At 45.5% G+C, this 17,053-nt stretch carries 18 protein-coding genes and 5 tRNA genes; 20 read left to right on the top strand and 3 right to left on the bottom strand.

The genetic code is table 11. The features are described 5' to 3' along the window. The first annotated feature begins 133 nt into the window (after window positions 1-133). The 18 genes from aspS to P3C17_RS14725 all read left to right on the top strand — a co-directional run bounded on the left by aspS (window position 134) and on the right by P3C17_RS14725 (window position 12,887). On the top strand, window positions 134-1,909 hold the full coding sequence (aspS, locus tag P3C17_RS14810; protein ID WP_300930152.1) for an aspartate--tRNA ligase: 1,776 nt from the start codon (window positions 134-136) through the stop codon (window positions 1,907-1,909). 100 nt (window positions 1,910-2,009) lie between these two features. After that, a complete protein-coding gene (locus P3C17_RS14805) occupies window positions 2,010-2,750 on the top strand; it encodes a YebC/PmpR family DNA-binding transcriptional regulator (protein WP_300930151.1) in 741 nt (246 codons plus the stop codon). Further along, the gene (gene ruvC, locus P3C17_RS14800; protein WP_046520634.1) at window positions 2,750-3,271 is read left to right on the top strand and encodes a crossover junction endodeoxyribonuclease RuvC; all 522 of its coding nucleotides are present in this window, start codon (window positions 2,750-2,752) and stop codon (window positions 3,269-3,271) included. Before P3C17_RS14805 ends, ruvC begins: the two co-directional genes overlap by 1 nt. A gap of 28 nt (window positions 3,272-3,299) precedes the next feature. Continuing rightward, window positions 3,300-3,923, top strand: coding sequence for a Holliday junction branch migration protein RuvA (gene ruvA / locus P3C17_RS14795; protein ID WP_127024496.1), 624 nt, complete (start codon window positions 3,300-3,302; stop codon window positions 3,921-3,923). Between the two features lie 45 nt (window positions 3,924-3,968). Continuing rightward, the gene (gene ruvB / locus P3C17_RS14790) at window positions 3,969-4,979 is read left to right on the top strand and encodes a Holliday junction branch migration DNA helicase RuvB (protein WP_233009493.1); all 1,011 of its coding nucleotides are present in this window, start codon (window positions 3,969-3,971) and stop codon (window positions 4,977-4,979) included. Window positions 4,980-5,626: 647 nt separating this feature from the next. Continuing rightward, window positions 5,627-6,052 carry a tol-pal system-associated acyl-CoA thioesterase gene (gene ybgC / locus P3C17_RS14785; protein ID WP_300930150.1) on the top strand — a complete coding sequence of 142 codons (426 nt, stop codon included), beginning with the start codon at window positions 5,627-5,629 and terminating at the stop codon, window positions 6,050-6,052. Continuing rightward, window positions 6,027-6,710 (top strand): protein TolQ, encoded by a 684-nt coding sequence (tolQ, locus tag P3C17_RS14780; protein WP_233080054.1) that lies wholly within the window; start codon window positions 6,027-6,029, stop codon window positions 6,708-6,710. The genes ybgC and tolQ overlap by 26 nt, the downstream gene beginning before the upstream one ends. Beyond that, complete coding sequence (gene tolR / locus P3C17_RS14775) at window positions 6,710-7,141, top strand: protein TolR (RefSeq protein WP_008899232.1); 432 nt, start codon at window positions 6,710-6,712, stop codon at window positions 7,139-7,141. The genes tolQ and tolR overlap by 1 nt, the downstream gene beginning before the upstream one ends. Window position 7,142: 1 nt before the next feature. Beyond that, window positions 7,143-8,048 (top strand): cell envelope integrity protein TolA, encoded by a 906-nt coding sequence (tolA, locus tag P3C17_RS14770; protein WP_233080053.1) that lies wholly within the window; start codon window positions 7,143-7,145, stop codon window positions 8,046-8,048. A gap of 4 nt (window positions 8,049-8,052) precedes the next feature. Beyond that, window positions 8,053-9,402, top strand: a complete 1,350-nt coding sequence (tolB, locus tag P3C17_RS14765; RefSeq protein ID WP_300930149.1) for a Tol-Pal system beta propeller repeat protein TolB — start codon at window positions 8,053-8,055, stop codon at window positions 9,400-9,402. 42 nt (window positions 9,403-9,444) lie between these two features. Then, entirely contained in the window at window positions 9,445-9,951 is a 507-nt protein-coding gene (gene pal / locus P3C17_RS14760) for a peptidoglycan-associated lipoprotein Pal (protein ID WP_300930148.1), read from the top strand. Between the two features lie 21 nt (window positions 9,952-9,972). Continuing rightward, window positions 9,973-10,827: a tol-pal system protein YbgF gene (gene ybgF / locus P3C17_RS14755; protein WP_300930147.1), complete on the top strand. Its 855-nt coding sequence runs from the start codon at window positions 9,973-9,975 to the stop codon at window positions 10,825-10,827. Between the two features lie 349 nt (window positions 10,828-11,176). Continuing rightward, a tRNA-Lys gene (locus tag P3C17_RS14750) sits at window positions 11,177-11,252 on the top strand. Between the two features lie 27 nt (window positions 11,253-11,279). Next, window positions 11,280-11,355: transfer RNA gene (locus P3C17_RS14745), tRNA-Lys, on the top strand. A 17-nt stretch (window positions 11,356-11,372) separates the two neighbouring features. Continuing rightward, window positions 11,373-11,448: transfer RNA gene (locus tag P3C17_RS14740), tRNA-Lys, on the top strand. A gap of 21 nt (window positions 11,449-11,469) precedes the next feature. Beyond that, a tRNA-Lys gene (locus P3C17_RS14735) sits at window positions 11,470-11,545 on the top strand. A 78-nt stretch (window positions 11,546-11,623) separates the two neighbouring features. After that, the gene (gene nadA, locus P3C17_RS14730; protein ID WP_300930146.1) at window positions 11,624-12,682 is read left to right on the top strand and encodes a quinolinate synthase NadA; all 1,059 of its coding nucleotides are present in this window, start codon (window positions 11,624-11,626) and stop codon (window positions 12,680-12,682) included. A 115-nt stretch (window positions 12,683-12,797) separates the two neighbouring features. Next, a tRNA-Ser gene (locus tag P3C17_RS14725) sits at window positions 12,798-12,887 on the top strand. Window positions 12,888-13,146: 259 nt separating this feature from the next. Here P3C17_RS14725 and P3C17_RS14720 read toward each other — a convergent pair. Further along, entirely contained in the window at window positions 13,147-13,845 is a 699-nt protein-coding gene (locus tag P3C17_RS14720; protein ID WP_300930145.1) for a 2OG-Fe(II) oxygenase, read from the bottom strand. Window positions 13,846-14,116: 271 nt separating this feature from the next. Between P3C17_RS14720 and P3C17_RS14715 the strand changes: the two genes are divergently transcribed. After that, window positions 14,117-14,368, top strand: a complete 252-nt coding sequence (locus P3C17_RS14715) for a DUF4282 domain-containing protein (protein WP_300930144.1) — start codon at window positions 14,117-14,119, stop codon at window positions 14,366-14,368. Between the two features lie 77 nt (window positions 14,369-14,445). On the opposite strand, the gene P3C17_RS14710 is transcribed toward P3C17_RS14715, so the two are convergent. Further along, complete coding sequence (locus P3C17_RS14710) at window positions 14,446-14,703, bottom strand: hypothetical protein (RefSeq protein ID WP_300930143.1); 258 nt, start codon at window positions 14,701-14,703, stop codon at window positions 14,446-14,448. Window positions 14,704-14,795: 92 nt separating this feature from the next. Then, window positions 14,796-15,581 carry a CLCA_X family protein gene (locus P3C17_RS14705; RefSeq protein WP_300930142.1) on the bottom strand — a complete coding sequence of 262 codons (786 nt, stop codon included), beginning with the start codon at window positions 15,579-15,581 and terminating at the stop codon, window positions 14,796-14,798. 150 nt (window positions 15,582-15,731) lie between these two features. Between P3C17_RS14705 and P3C17_RS14700 the strand changes: the two genes are divergently transcribed. Continuing rightward, window positions 15,732-17,045, top strand: coding sequence for a hemolysin family protein (locus tag P3C17_RS14700; RefSeq protein ID WP_300930141.1), 1,314 nt, complete (start codon window positions 15,732-15,734; stop codon window positions 17,043-17,045). Window positions 17,046-17,053 lie beyond the last annotated feature (8 nt).

The following is a 17,053-nucleotide window of genomic DNA, read 5'->3' as shown; positions in this document are numbered from 1 at the left end:
GCTCTGCTCAGACGAACAAAATTCAATTTCCAAACCTCAACAGGCCTTAAGAGCAGTGACATTAAGCGTCTTTTCTATATAATTAGCGCTCATTTTCACAGGCAGATTAAAGTTCGACTGAAAGGATAAGTTAATGCGTAGCCATTATTGCGGTTCATTAAAGGCAGAAAACATTGGTCAACAGGTTTCATTATGTGGTTGGGTAAACCGTCGTCGTGACTTAGGTGGTTTGATTTTTATTGACCTGCGCGACCGCGAAGGCCTGGTTCAGGTATTTTTTGATCCGGACTTAACTGACTTATTCTCTCAGGCTGCAGATTTACGTAATGAATTTTGTGTGCAATTGACAGGCACTGTGCGCGCTCGTCCTGAATCTCAGGTCAACAGTGAGATGGCCACAGGTGAAGTAGAAGTCTACGCTTCCAGCCTGACTATTTTGAATAAATCTGCACCTTTGCCTTTAGATTCAAACCAAAATAACAGCGAAGAACAGCGTTTAAAGTACCGCTACATCGATTTACGCCGTCCTCTGATGAGCGATCGCTTAAAGTTCCGCGCTAAAGTCACCAGCTTCGTGCGTAACTTTATGGACAGCCATGGCTTTTTAGACGTTGAAACGCCAATCCTGACCAAAGCAACTCCTGAAGGTGCCCGTGACTATTTAGTACCGAGCCGTACACACAAAGGTCAGTTTTTCGCTTTGCCACAATCACCACAGTTGTTTAAACAATTGCTGATGATGGCGGGCCTGGATCGCTATTACCAAATCGTGAAATGTTTCCGTGACGAAGATTTGCGTGCTGACCGTCAGCCGGAATTTACGCAGATTGATATCGAAACTTCGTTCATGACCTCAGAGCAGGTGATGGAAGTGACAGAGCAGATGGTGCACCAGATGTTCCTGCAGCTTTTGGATGTCGATTTAGGTAAAATGCCTCGCATGACCTACAACGAAGCCATGCGCTTATATGGTTCAGACAAACCAGACTTGCGTAACCCAATGCAGTTTGTCGATGTGGCAGACCTTTTAAAAGACGTGGAGTTTAAAGTATTCTCAGGCCCAGCCAACGATAACAAAGGTCGTGTTGTTGCGTTAAAAGTGCCTGGCGCTGCGGAAAAAGTCTCACGTAAAGACATCGATAATTACACAGCATTTGTCGGCATTTACGGCGCTAAAGGTTTGGCCTGGTTAAAAGTGAACGATATCAACGCAGGCGCTGAAGGTATCCAGTCTCCTGTTGCCAAGTTTTTAACGCCTGAAATTATCAGCGAAATTTTAAGCCGCACTGAAGCGACTACAGGCGACTTAATTTTCTTCGGCGCTGATAGCTACAAAGTAGTCTGTGAAGCGATGGGCGCTTTGCGGCTGAAGTTAGGTGAAGATTTAGGCTTAACGGTGCAGGGCTGGAAACCATTGTGGGTAGTGGACTTCCCAATGTTTGAAGAAAACGATGATGGCAGTTTCTCTGCGGTACACCATCCCTTTACTTCACCTTTGGATACAGCTGAATTTTTGGCTACCGAAATGGATAAGCTGGATCACAGAGCGCTGTTATCCAACGCCTACGATATGGTATTAAATGGTACTGAGTTAGGTGGTGGTTCAGTACGTATCCACACCCCAGATGTGCAGGCCAAAGTATTCCAGTTACTGGGGATCAGTGATGAAGAAGCGGCTGAGAAGTTTGGTTTCTTACTGGAAGCCTTACGTTATGGTGCGCCTCCGCATGCAGGTTTAGCTTTTGGCCTAGACCGTTTGGTGATGTTAATGACTGGCGCCACGTCCATTCGTGATGTCATGGCTTTCCCAAAAACAGCCACTGCTGCTTGCCCTTTGACCGATGCACCAGGTGAAGCCAATCCGGCTCAACTGGCTGAGCTGGGTATTCAAGTGGTAAAAAAACAATAACTGACGAAGTGCCGCAACCCGTTATTGCGCGCTTTTGATGAACTATGTTGAAGCGGCTAAGGCCGCTTCACTTTTATAATTACAATGGAGTTTGATGCACATGGCTGGTCATAGTAAATGGGCTAACATGAAGCACCGCAAGGCTCGTCAGGATGCCAAGCGGGTCAAGATTTTCACCAAACTTATTCGTGAGCTGACTGTGTCTGCCCGCATCAGTGCCGATGTGGATGCTAATCCACGTTTACGTACTGCTGTCGCCAAAGCACTGCTGAATAATATGACCCGTGATGCAATAGACAGAGCTATTAAACGGGGCGCTGGTGAGCAGGATGGCAGTAATTACGAAGAGCTGGTGTACGAAGGTTATGGCCCTTGTGGTGTGGCTATAGTGGTGGAAACCCTGACCGATAACCATAAACGCACTGTAGCTGATGTGCGCAGTGCTTTTACCAAATACGGCAATATGGGCACAGCAGGTTCTGTCAGCTATTTATTCAGTAAAAAAGGCATTATCTCTTTTGCACCGGGTTTGTCGGAAGATCAGGTGCTGGACATCGCATTAGAGGCGGGCGCTGAAGATGTGGTTAGTCACGAGGATGGCAGTATTGAAGTGATCACTAGCCCTGACAGCTTTAACGATGTATGTGAAGCCTTGGAGGCCGCTAAGTTAGTGGCGGATGACGCTGAAATTACCATGGTACCTTCCGTCAAAGCTGAAGTGGATGCAGAGCATGTACTGAAGTTTTTTAAGCTCATTGACATGCTTGAAGACTTCGACGATGTGCAAAACGTCTACCACAATGCAGAGATTGCGGAAGACGTGATGGCGTTAGTGCCTTAATGGCTATCATCCTTGGCATTGACCCCGGCAGCCGTTTAACAGGTTACGGGGTTGTGCGCCAGACAGGTCAGAAATTTGAGTACATTGCCAGTGGTTGTATTCGTTTAACGCTAAACGATATTCCTGATCGGTTGAAACAAATTTTTGATGGTGTCAGTGAAATTATTCAGCAAACCCAGCCTGATGTATTTGCGATAGAGCAGGTGTTTATGGCGCGCAATCCTGACTCGGCTTTAAAACTCGGGCAAGCTCGTGGTGCCGCTATAGTGGCTGCAAAAAATGCGGGTCTTGAAGTCTTTGAATACTCAGCCCGTCAGGTCAAACAAGCTGTAGTCGGTACTGGTGCTGCGGATAAAACTCAGGTGCAGCATATGATCCGCACCTTACTGAAATTACCCGGCAATCCACAAGCTGATGCTGCCGACGCTCTTGCTGTGGCTATGTGTCACGGGCATACTCACCAAAGTTTATTGCATATGGCAGGGCAGGCCACCAAAACAGTGCGTGGTCGCCTGCGCTGATTTTTTCTGAATACCGGAGCTTTTGACTGTGATTGGATTATTACGTGGTGTTATTTTAGAAAAGCAGGCGCCGGATTTACTCATTGATGTGGCAGGTGTGGGTTACGAAGTGCAACTGCCTTTAACCAGCTTTTATAAATTGCCGGAAGTTGGCAAAGAAGCCGTGATCTACACCCACTTTGTGGTGCGTGAAGATGCACAACTTCTCTATGGTTTTCACACCAGCACAGAACGTGCTTTATTTCGTCAACTGATAAAAGCCAATGGCATAGGACCGAAGTTAGCTCTTACTATCTTATCCGGCCTTTCAGCCCAGCAGTTTGTCCGTTGTGTACAACACGACGATATCAGCACCCTGGTGAAGTTACCCGGCGTTGGTAAAAAAACCGCAGAGCGTTTATTGATTGAAATGCGTGATCGCTTAAAAGACTGGGGCTTGAATATCAGCACTCCTGTCACTGACCATTTAGTGCTTGCCGGCGATGAAGTCGATTCGTTTGAACTGGTTGAAAGTGCAGAGCAGGATGCGATCAGTGCATTGGTAGCTTTGGGGTATAGTCAGTTGCAAGCCAGCAAAGCAGTACAAAAAATTAAGCAGGCCGATATGAGCAGCGAACAGCTGATCAAACTCGCTCTGCGCAGTATGATTTAAACCAGATTTAGCCCACATTTAAAACAGATTTAACCGGGAAAACTCATGATAGAAGCCGATCGTCTGATCGATACCAAAGCCAGTCGCGAAGATGAGCTGATTGACCGCGCCATTCGGCCAAAATCACTGGCCGATTACACAGGCCAGAGTCATGTGAAAGAGCAAATGGCTATTTTTATTGAAGCGGCCCGCGGTCGTGGTGAGCCTTTGGATCATCTGCTCATTTTTGGTCCGCCGGGTTTAGGTAAAACCACCCTTGCGATGGTGGTTGCCAATGAAATGGGTGTGAATATTAAAAACACCTCAGGTCCTGTGCTTGAAAAAGCCGGTGATTTAGCGGCGCTTCTAACCAACCTCGAACCCAACGATGTACTTTTTATTGATGAAATTCACCGCTTAAGCCCTGTAGTGGAAGAGATTTTATACCCGGCGATGGAAGACTATCAGCTGGATATTATGATAGGCGAGGGGCCTGCTGCCCGTTCTATCAAGCTGGAGTTACCGCCTTTCACCTTAATAGGCGCAACCACCAGAGCTGGCGCTTTAACTTCGCCACTACGTGACCGCTTTGGCATAGTGCAACGACTGGAGTTTTATAAAGTTGATGAACTGGCACAAATTATTTTACGCTCAGCGCACTATCTGAATTTAGAGCTGGAACTGCCTGCAGCAACAGAAATTGCCCGACGTTCCCGTGGTACACCTCGTATTGCTAACCGTCTTTTAAGACGGGTGCGTGATTATGCACAGGTGAAGTCCAGTGGTTTGGTACCTGTTGAAATTGCCTCAGCCGCTTTACATATGGTGGATGTCGACGCCAGTGGTTTTGACTATATGGACAGAAAGTTAATGCTGAGTATTATCGAAAAGTTCGGTGGCGGTCCTGTCGGACTGGATAACCTGGCTGCCGCTATAGGTGAAGAGAAAGAAACCATCGAAGATGTAATAGAACCTTTTTTAATCCAACAAGGTTTTATCCAGCGCACACCACGAGGCCGCATCGTCTCACCAGCAGCCTATAAACATTTTGGTTTTGATTTACCAGAGTCGAATTAACGATACCTTGGCTTGCTGCCAGTGGGGAAGTCTGCTGGCAGACTTAGACTTTGGATTTTACCGAAAAAAAAAGCCCGCTAAATTAGCGGGCGAATGCAACAAGTTGAAGTAAATCTTCAAAATCCAGGGAACATGTTGAGAAGCAACATGACCATCTTCGAACAGATAATCACATCACCAGTATTCATCACTAAAGTTGGGGCACAAGGGCCGAAACTTTTGCGCTAGCTCAGAACACCGGGGCATTTTAGGGAGTTAGTGCATTTACTTCAAACTAGAAAAATTGAGATTTCGAATTACTTTTTTTAATCTGAATAAATAGTGGTTTTGTGTGAATTTTAATCTCATTTTGTGGTCGCTATATCGCCAGGCCTTGAAAATTAAGGGGCGCTGAACGGGGTGAATGTTTGCTCCGAATTACTATTTTTTGAGCAAAATTTATCTGACTGAGTAAAATGGTCATTAGTCGCTATTTTTTCCCCTTCTGCCGTGAAGATGAAACTTTTTATGAATATAAGACCCAGAGTTTTTTTAATCAGTCAAAATGGCTGTAAAAGTAAAATATTTTTAACTCCGGTAAGGGTCGCCCTGTTGAGTTCGGCAGTGGCCTCCAATATCATAGCGACCAATTTGGATGGCAAAACAGTATGATGCTTGAGGTGTTCGAGTTTCCGGTCAGAGTATATTACGAAGACACCGATGCGGGTGGCGTAGTATATTATGCTAACTATCTGAAATTCTTTGAAAGAGCCAGAACAGAATGGCTTAGAAGTTTAGGAATAGAACAAGACCTCTTGCTTAGTCAGGACATTGGTTTTGTTGTGAAAAGCGTGCAGATGGACAACCACAAACCAGGCAGGTTTAATCAGCTTCTGTTAGTAAAAAGTGAGATTAGACAGTTAAAAAGGGCCAGTTTGGTATTTTGGCAGGAAATCTACAACGCAGATGCAGAATTGCTTTGTTCAGCGCAGGTTAGTATTGCTTGCGTAAAACTATCATTAATGAAAGCGAGTGCAATACCTCGCGACGTTTTAGGGGTGTTATCAGGTGACAGGCGGACTATCAGTTATTGATCTAATTCTTCACGCTAGTGTAGTAGTGCAGCTGGTTATGTTGCTGTTGGTGGGCATGTCTGTGATGTCGTGGGCGATGATCATTCAACGCAACAAAGCTCTGAGTATTGCAGTTGAAGAGACAAAACAATTTGAAGACAAGTTTTGGTCAGGTATCGACTTATCCAAACTGTACAATGAAGTCAGCGCTAAAGTCACAGTGAACGGTGTGGAAGCTCTGTTTAAAGCAGGCTTTAAAGAGTTTGCCCGTTTACATAAAAACAGCCGTCAATCCGGTGCTGTGATGGAGGGCACTCAACGCGCTATGCGTGTTGGTTTGTCGCGTGAAGTAGAGCGTCTGGAAATGCATTTACCATTTTTGGCTACTGTGGGGTCAATCAGCCCTTACATCGGCTTGTTTGGCACCGTCTGGGGTATCATGAACTCCTTTATCGCTTTAGGTGCTGTACAACAAGCCACATTGGCTATGGTTGCTCCAGGTATAGCTGAAGCGTTGATCGCAACAGCTATAGGCTTATTTGCCGCTATCCCGGCTGTAATTGCTTACAACAAGTTTTCTCATAAAGTGGAAATGCTAGAAAGTGCGTACGCAAACTTTGTTGAAGAGTTCGCCAACATTCTGCACCGTCAGGCAATGGCCAACGGAGAAAACAACTAATGTACGTCCGTAAAAAACGCCGTATGGTGGCAGAGATCAACGTAGTTCCCTACATCGACGTGATGTTGGTGCTGTTGATCATTTTTATGGTGACGACGCCTATCATTACGCAAGGTGTCAAAGTGGAATTACCTAAATCAGATGCTGAGCCTATAGAGCAAATGAAAGACGGTAAAACCCCGCTTGTGGCAACAGTAGATGAAGGTGGTTTGTATTATTTTGAGAAAGATGGTGTCAATAAAGGACCATTTAACGCTCAGGAAATGCAATTGGAAGTGGCGGGCACTCTGCAGTTAGAGCCTGGCACCCAAGTGATTATTAAAGGGGATGGTCGCGTTAACTATTCAGCCATTATCCAGTTACTGAACCTGCTGAAAGATGCCGGTGCTCCTTCCGTTGGTTTAATGACTGACGATGTGGAGCAAAACTAAGATGGAACCAGCGTTTAAGAAGTCGCTGATCATCTCGGGTGGTTTGCACCTTTTGGTTGTTGTGCTTTTATTTGCGAATTTTAACTTCTTTAAAAGCAAAGAAGTTTTAGTGATACCAATGCCAGGAGATTTGAGTGCGCCTTTGAATGCAACTGTCGTTGATCAGTCGCAGTTCGATGACATGAAGGAAAAAAATCAGCAGAAAAAAAAGGCTGAGGAAAAGCGTATAAAAGATCTGGAAAAGAAAAAGCAGCAGGAAGAGCGTGATAAACGTCTTGAAGAGCAGCGTTTGAAAAAACAGGAACAAGAGAAAAAGCAGGCTGAAATAGCAGAAAAAAAAGCTGTTGAAGAAAAGAAAAAACAGGCTGTAGAAAAAGAGAAACAACAAAAACTTGCTGCTGAGAAGAAAAAGAAAGATGACGAGAAGAAAAAGCAGCAGGAAATAGAGAAGAAGAAAAAAGAGCAAGCAGCCAAAGAAAAGGCAGCTAAAGAAAAAGCAGCCAAAGAAAAAGCTGAAAAAGCCAAAGCCGAACAAGAAAAACGTGAGCGTGAAGCTGCGGAAGAAATGTTAGCTGAGCAGTTGGAAGAAGAAGCACAAGCACGCCGTGCAGCGAAAGCGGGTCAGATCCTGACCGAGAAGCAACGCTACTTGGCGATGATTGTTGCGAAAATCCAACAAAATTGGTTTGTAGACGATACAATGCGTGGCAAAGAGTGTCGGGTAAATATACGTTTGGCCAGCAATGGTTTTGTTACCGCCAGCACCATCTTAGGTGGAGACAGAGCGCTTTGTGAATCGGCGATGCGTGCAATACAAAAGGCGGGCAACTTCCCAATGTCGCCAGATCCTGATGTATATGACGCATTAAAAGACATCACGACTATTTTACAACCGGAACTGAGATAACAATATGCTGAAGTTGATAGGAAAAAGCCTGGTGGCGTTTGCGCTGGTGCTAAGTGCAAAATCGTATGCCAGTTTAGAAATTGTCATCACAGATGGTGTGGACAGTGCCCGCCCTGTTGCGATAGTGCCATTTAAATTTGAAGGCACTACACTGCCAAATCAACGTATTGCTGATATTGTGTCTGCAGACTTAATGCGTAGCGGTAAGTTTAACCCTATCGCAGTAACCCGTATGCCGCAGCAGCCGACCAACAGCAAAGAGATTGATTACCAGCGCTGGATGAAACAAGGTGTTGAAGCTGTAGTTACAGGCACTATCCGCGAAGTAGGAATTAACAGATACGCTGTGCGTTTTGAATTAGTTGACGTATTTAAAGGGGCTTCAGGTGGTGGTTCGTCTTCAGCCATTATCGGTGGTCAACTGACGACAGGTCTGACTCATGTGCTGGATGCGCGCGAAACTACCATCAGTGGTGATCAGTTCAGACAATATGCTCACCGCATCAGTGACATCGTCTATGAAAAATTAACTGGTGAACGTGGTGCTTTTTTAACTAAAATAGCCTATGTGTTAGTACGTGACAAAGCAGACTTTAGATATCAATTAGTTGTAGCAGATTACGATGGTGAAAACGAGCAGGTTTTATTAAGAGCAAAAGAGCCTTTAATGTCTCCGGCCTGGTCACCTGATGGCACTAAATTGGCTTATGTGACATTCGAGAAACGTCAGTCACAAATTTATATTCAAGATATCTACACTGGCCGTCGCAGTATATTAACCAGTTTTAAAGGTATCAACGGCGCACCTAAATGGTCTCCGGATGGTCGTAAGATGGCCATGGTATTGTCAAAAGATGGCAATGCTGAAGTTTATGTGATGGATATTGCGACAAAAGCGCTGACTAAACTGACGAATCACAGACGTATTGATACTGAACCGTCATGGTCACCAGATGGTTCTAAAATTATTTTTAGTTCAGAACGTGGTGGTAATCCACAGATTTACAGTGTAAATGTAGCTTCTGGTGTTACTGAAAGGGTAACATTTGAAGGAGAAATGAATTTAGCTGCCTCTTATACACCAGATGGGCGTGGTATTGTTATGGTCAATAGAACAAATGGCCAGTATAATATCGCCCGCATGGATGTCGAGAGTCGCTATATGCAAGTGTTGACTCGCACTTATCTGGACGAGTCACCAAGCATTGCGCCAAATGGCTCAATGATAATTTATAGTACTTTGTACGGTTCGTCACAAGTACTGGCACTGGTATCCATGGATGGGCGCTTTAAAGCACGGTTACCGGCGGCAAACGGCAGAGTTAAATCTCCGGCATGGTCACCATTTTTATAAAAAACGAAAATTTGGTTAATTGATTTACTAAGGACAACAATTATGAACTTAAACAAAGTTTTAAAAGGCTTGTTAGTTGCGGTGCCAGTGTTAACTTTAGCTGCTTGTAGCTCAACTGATGAAGTAGCTGCTACTGATGCAAACACTGGTGTAACTACAAACCAAGTAGTTGAACAAGGCCTGTCAGCTGAAGAATTGCTGCGTCAGCAATTAGAAGCTCTGCGTCAAGACAACACTATTTACTTCGACTTCGACAAGTCTGAAATCCGTTCAGAATTCGCTTCTGTTCTGGAAGCTCACGCTGCATTCTTACGCGCTCGCACAAACATCACTGTAACTGTTGAAGGTCACACTGATGCTCGTGGTACTCCAGAGTACAACATCGCATTAGGTGAGCGTCGTGGTCAGTCTGTGACTCAATACTTAGCTAACCTGGGCGTTTCTGCTGGCCAGATGTCAGTAGTTAGCTACGGTGAAGAGAAACCAGCTGTTGAAGGTAACGACGAAAGCGCGTTCTCTAAAAACCGTCGCGCTGTTTTAGTTTACTAATAACTGATACGAAGCAAAGCAGTGAAAAAATATTTAGTTACTGCGCTTTCTGTTATCAGCATTGCCTCGTGGGCAGATCCGGCTCCTGTAGCCGATCTGTCCCGCGCTGGCGGTGGCGCTATCCAGACTCCAAAATACGCTTCCACGGCTGACCGTATAGCTGCGCTGGAACGTATTGTTGAGGCCAGAGCCAATGCTCAGGTTGCGATGCAGCAGCAAGTGTCCGCTTTATTAGACGAAGTGTCTGAATTGCGTGGCGTGACTGAAATGCATTCCTACAAATTAGAAGAAATATTGCAGCAACAACGCAATATTTATCAGGAAATTGACCGAAGATTGGGCACAAGTGCCACTTCTGGTTCAACTTCAGCCACTCCGACACAGCCAAGCACCCCAACAACACCAACTGAACAGGTGCCTATAGGTAACCCTGCTGCTTTAGTGAATGGTGGTGAGACCCAGACTGCTGAAACCACAGACAGTGCTGCAGCGTCGAGCAGCCCGTCGGAAAGTGATGCTTATGAAAGTGCGGTGAATCTGGTGCTGAAAGATCGCGCCTACGATGCAGCTATCCCTGCATTTGAGAATTTCGTCCGCTCCTACCCGGATTCCAGCTATGCTCCTAATTCTTACTATTGGTTAGGCCAGTTGTTTTTCACTAAAAACGAACTGTTGAAAGCCAAAGCCCAGTTTGAACGTGTGGTGGCACAGTATCCGCAGTCTGCTAAAGCAGCAGATTCTTTAGCTAAATTGGGTCAACTGGCCGAACGAGAAGGTGATGTTGCTGCTGCCAAGCAGTTTTATCAGCTTTTAGTCAGCAAATACCCTCAGTCTAAACCTGCAAAAGCAGCCAAGGCGAAGCTAGAGACTCTCTAAGCGAATTGCAATTCTGAATGAAGACCCTGGCCAGAGTGCCGGGGTTTTTTATTTATACTGAAATCAAAGGTGCTGAAAAAGTCAGGCACAGAAGTTCTGTTTTGGTAAAAAGTAACTAACGAATGTCACAAAACATAAAAGTTGGCCGTCACAGTAGTGATCGAATAGCGGGAGTTTTGCTGTATATAAATAATACCGCTGTTTCTATTTTCACCAGACCACTCTCTTTGTGTTGGCTTTGTGTTGGCTTTGTGCTGGCATTTTAAGCAGTTGAACAAAGAAAATGGCCTTTCTGGTAATTTTTGGTTGCACTGGAAATTTAAATAAGTAAGATATGCGTCCGCGGCAGGGGTCATTAGCTCAGCTGGTAGAGCAGCGGACTTTTAATCCGTTGGTCGATGATTCGAATTCATCATGACCCACCACTCCCGCGCAAACTTTTGTATCGAACTGGGTCATTAGCTCAGCTGGTAGAGCAGCGGACTTTTAATCCGTTGGTCGATGATTCGAATTCATCATGACCCACCACTTCGATACCCTTGTTTGGGTCATTAGCTCAGCTGGTAGAGCAGCGGACTTTTAATCCGTTGGTCGATGGTTCGAATCCATCATGACCCACCACTTTCTCGATTCTCCTTGCATGGGTCATTAGCTCAGCTGGTAGAGCAGCGGACTTTTAATCCGTTGGTCGATGGTTCGAATCCATCATGACCCACCATGCAATCATCGCCTTCTTTGTGTTTCCTACTATCATTATTGTGTATAATGCCGCACTTTTTAAAACCGGGTGGCCGTTATGGATCAAGCACTGCACTTCAACGAACTTGACTTTGTATTCCCGAAAAAACCTTTGCCGTTAAATGCGGATCAAAAAGCTGCCTACAAGGAACGTATCAAGCTTTTATTACAGCAACGTGATGCTGTATTAGTTGCACACTATTACACAGACCCTGAAATTCAAGCGCTCGCTGAAGAGACGGGCGGTTGTGTGTCTGACTCGCTGGAGATGGCACGTTTTGGCAATAAGCATTCAGCTAAAACGCTCATAGTGGCCGGTGTGAAGTTTATGGGTGAAACCGCCAAAATTCTGAACCCGGAAAAGACTGTACTAATGCCGACGCTCGATGCTACTTGCTCGTTGGACTTAGGTTGCCCCGCTGATGCCTTCAGCGCCTTTTGCGACGAGCACCCTGACCGTGTTGTCGTGGTCTACGCCAATACCTCCGCTGCGGTAAAAGCCCGCGCTGATTGGGTGGTGACCTCGTCTATCGCCCTGGATGTGGTAGAGCACTTAGACAGCGAAGGTAAAAAGATCCTGTGGGGCCCTGATCGTCACCTTGGTGCTTATGTACAAAAACAAACCGGAGCCGACATGCTGTTGTGGCAGGGCGCCTGTATTGTGCATGATGAGTTTAAAGCCAAAGCGCTGGTGGAGCTTAAGAAGCAATATCCAAACGCAGCTGTGCTGGTTCACCCTGAATCACCTGCCAACGTGGTTGATTTGGCCGATGCAGTAGGCTCGACCAGTCAGTTGATCAAAGCCAGCCAGACTATGCCAAATGACACCTTTATCGTGGCAACAGACAGGGGCATTTTCTATAAGATGCAACAGGCTATGCCAGATAAGACCTTTATCGAAGCCCCAACGGGCGGTAACGGCGCAACATGCCGCAGCTGCGCTCATTGCCCGTGGATGGCGATGAACGGTCTGAAGGCGATTGAGGACGCTCTGCTGCAATCTGAAGGCCACGAAATTTTTGTTGATGCCGATTTACGCGAGCAGGCGTTGATCCCGCTGGATCGAATGCTGAACTTTGCAAAATCAGCGCAAATGCCGGTAAAAGGCAACGCCTAAGGTTTCGTTGGTCATAGTTGCTGAAAATTCCAGCAAAAAAACAGGCTTATGTATTTAACTGTTGCACGGCGCGGTGATTTTCAATAGGATAGCCGCGCTTGCTGTAGCAAGCCCCGGAGAGATGGCTGAGTGGCTGAAGGCGCACGCCTGGAAAGTGTGTTTAGGTTAATCCCTAACGAGGGTTCGAATCCCTCTCTCTCCGCCAGATTAAATGAAAAAGGCCCACGCCAAAAGCGTGGGCCTTTTTCATTTAACCCGGAGAGCGAGGATTTGGTTCGAACCCTTAGTTCGACCGGTTTGCCGGGAGCAAACCGGAACGCGCTTTAGCGCGGCCCCGAAGGGGTGGAGGGCAGGATGCCCGGAATAATCCCGAGGTGCTGCTGTCACGAACGAAAGTTCGGGGCTTTTTCATTTAAACCGGAGAGCGAGGATTGGGTTCGACCTCCTTTGTTTAACCAAAATCATCACTCAGACCAATACCAACTAGTCACGTTATAGCGATACGCAGTGGCACCTTCACTAGTCACGGCCTTTACCCAGTGCTCAGAGCCCTCTGATGACGGATCAAACAACACGCAGCGGTTGTATAAAGGCGCTATAGTCACGGGTGTATCATCCTTCCCCATAAACACCAGTTCACCACCCTGATCGTGCTGCCAGTCTTTATTTAAATAAAGCAGCATACAAATTTCTCTGCCCGGTGAATCATCCGCGTGTTGATTGACAAAATCGTTGGCACTTAAGCGAAAATAATTAGTATTAATCTCTGGTTTCGCTACGTTTATATCTGTTATCTGCACACGAAAGATACGTGATAACAAAGACATAAATTCATCGCCACGTATATATGACAAAAACTGATGAGCTATAGCTGATGAAGGACTTTCGTCAGCAGAAAGCGCGGAGCGGTCCCAAAGATCTCTCTGCACAAAACGTTGGGTGTCGGGAGTTTTTTGCCATTTTTCATCATTCACATATAAAGCAGAGTAGCTATGTTTTTGGGTTTTCCAATGCTGTTCTTGCTGCAAAACATGAATTACTTCAGCGAGTTTGTTGTGATCAAATAAATGATCAATCACGATATGATTGGGACTGGAGTGCAATAAAGTCTTTCGATAAGCGCGGATCGCAGTACTGGTGATTTGCTGTTCATTCAGCCACATTGAGACGGTTCACTTGTAGAGTTAAATAATGCTTTAAAGGAGCGATGATACAATATTTTGAGTCGTGTTTATTCACTTAACATCGCTGTAGGGCATCTGGTTTGTGCTGAGCCCTTATCCAAACATCTGCCCAACAACGCCATTGAAATAAATCAGCTTTTTTATTACTTTAAAACAAGTTAGTTCATTCGGAACTGACATCTGATCCCGATGTTGCTTGAGCAATGGCCGCAGGAATTCCGGGATAACATATGAATAAAAGGACTTCATAATGAAAAACATATTCTTCTTTGACGCCATGTTAACGCCAAAAATTATTACTGTGGTGTATTGGATCTTATTGGCTGTTGCTGTATTCAGTGGTTTAGGCGCAATGTTTTCCGATTATGGTGGTGGGTTTCTGGCTGGATTAGGTATTTTGATTGGGGGGGCTGTTGGTGCCCGTATTTGGTGCGAGCTGCTTATTGTTTTATTTAAGATCCATGAAAACCTGCAGAAAATTGCAGAGAAGAATGATCAATAAGGATTCTGTCTGGCTGTTTGTGTAATGATGATCAGCAGGCCAGCAATTGGCTTGCTGATCTTCGTCGCTAAACAGCTTCAACCTACCCGCCATTCCAGACCATAATGTGCAAATAGTTCCGCATCTTTAGCAAACCATAATTCAAAGGCCTGCACATCAAAACCTTCTTGTCTGGCCAGCCTGAATATTCTGACAGATAGCTCAAGTAAATCACGATAGCTCCAGGCTTTTCCTTGATAAATTACCGTTAAATCAGGATGTTCAGCCAATATCTCTATGGCTTTCATTGTCTGATTCAAACGACGTAGTTGCTCTGTGCGCCATGTTGTGCTCATCGTTACGCTCCTTTGGTCAAAATACTGTCAGTATTTGCTGAGTACAGGATGCTCTTCAATTTTTGTGCCATGGCTTTTACGGACAACAGAACTTAACGCAGTGCGCGGCCGAGCAAAGAAAAATAGCCAAGCCAGTGTTGGGCTAATAGTGCGGACAAAGCGGAGTTTGGGTATAAGCCCGCTTTAGCCGCTTTGCTTTTTAAGGTGCCGCTGACCAGAAAACTATTTTTCAATGATTGTTGTTGCAGCATATGTTCAAAAGCCCGTGCTGCCAGTTCCTCCGGTTTGGCGTAATAATAAATGCCATGGCTTTGATCAAAAGCGGCGGAGGTTTTGACATAGCTGTTTGATTCAGCGCAGTCGGCGGATAAAAACAGCGTGGCAAAACTGTGATCCAGATACTGATTCAATGGGTGAGGGGCGACAGCCGCATTTGTTAGCCAGCTCGAGCTGGCAAAAGCCGAAGACGGAAGCTCGTCGCTGAATAATTTGCTGCAAATATAATGGTCAAAGGCATGGAACCACTCATGCGCCAAACTGCCACCCCCGGCGTTTTTAGCCAAAGCCAGTAAACGCCCTTGCGGCTGATAAAAAGCGCAGCTGCCTTGCTGACCGCCAATGCCAAAATTCAGGCTCAGGCTTTGATTCAGTGAAATCACTTGCTCTGGCACCTGTAACAGCAGCATCAGGTCGGATAAGGCGTCAAAAAACAGGTTAGCAGCCAATTGTTGTTCGGCTGCCGTGACCCAGCGGCCGATTTTAATACTTTGGAAACCAAAAATTTTTACGATGTCCAAAAAGCTGACGTCGGCGCCGGATCTATGCTCCGGGCCGTTACGAAAATAAGCGTGCTGGATGCGTGGTACTAAATCTGACATAGGGTAACTGGTTCAAATTTAAACATTTTTTAAAGGCTTATGCTGGGAAAACACAGTTTAAGTCGTATACTGACAAGCGGTATAGTGATTTTCATTAAAACCTGATGGCTTTTCGATAGTGTAAAGCCAGTTGAAACAAAGAGTGATTTTATGTCCCTGCTAGAAAATTTACTGATTATGTTGTTACTGATCAGTGCCAGTGCCTTCTTTTCCATGTCCGAAATAGCTTTAGCTGCTTCACGCAAAATTCGTTTAAAACAACTGGCGTCGGACGGTGAACCCCGCGCTGCTCTGGTATTGCAGTTGCAATCCAACCCCGGTAGCTTTTTCACCATAGCCCAGATTGGCTTAAATGCGGTGGCTATATTAGGTGGCATTTTAGGTGAGGCTGCGTTTACCCCTTATATCCTAAGTTTCCTGAATTTATTTTTTGAAAGCCCCGCCAACGAAGGTATAGCTTTTGGTTTGTCGGTGTTTTTTGTTACTGCATTATTTATTCTGTTTGCCGATTTAATGCCAAAGCGGCTGGCGATGTTATCGCCGGAAAAAGTCGCCATTTCAGTGGTGAATCTTGTATTACTGATGCTGGTTATTTTTAAACCTCTGGTCTGGTTTTTTAACAGCTTAGCCAATCTGGTATTTAAACTCTTTAACGTACCGATGCAGCGTATCGATCAAATTACACCAGAAGATATAGTGGCCATGATGGATGAAGGCGCTCAGGCGGGCGTATTGCAGCAGCAGGAACGTACCTTGCTGGAAAATGTGTTTGATATGGACTCCCGCACTGTCACCTCAGCGATGACAGCACGCGAAAGCTTAATTTACTTCAATTTAAAAGAAACAGCAGACAGCATTAAAAACAAAATTGCCGAACATCCCCACGCCAAATTTATTGTCTGTGATGACAGCCTGGATAAAGTAGTGGGCTATGTTGACAGCCGCGATATTCTGATGCAGGTGTTACATCAGCAGCCTATTAACTTACTCAAGGAAGGCATGATCCATACGCCTTTAATAGTGCCGGATTCCTTATCGTTGTACGAAGTGCTGGCGCATTTTAAATCCAGCGGTATCGACTTTGCCGTAGTGCTGAACGAATACGCCTTAACTGTAGGTATGGTCACGCTGAAAGATGTGATGAGCATTGTGATGGGTGAGCTGGTCAATTCGGATGAAGAACAAATAGTACAGCGTGATGAAGCGTCCTGGCTGGTTGAGGGGTTAACGCCACTGGATGATGTGATGCGGGTCTTTGATATCGACAGCTTTCCGGATGACGAAAACTACGAAACTATTGCCGGTTTTATGATGTATATGCTGCGTAAAATTCCGAAACGCACCGACTTTGTGATCTTTCAGGGCTACAAGTTTGAAGTGGTCGATATCGATAGCTACAAAATTGACCAGTTGCTGGTGACTAAGGTCAAAGTCGCAGAAGATGGGTCAGAGCTTAAGCTCTGACCTTGATC

Origin of the sequence: Rheinheimera sp. 1928-s (assembly GCF_029269265.1) — a bacterium.
Lineage (GTDB): Bacteria > Pseudomonadota > Gammaproteobacteria > Enterobacterales > Alteromonadaceae > Pararheinheimera.
The sequence above is the reverse complement of the archived record's forward strand: the minus strand, read 5'-3'. Positions and strand labels throughout refer to the sequence as shown.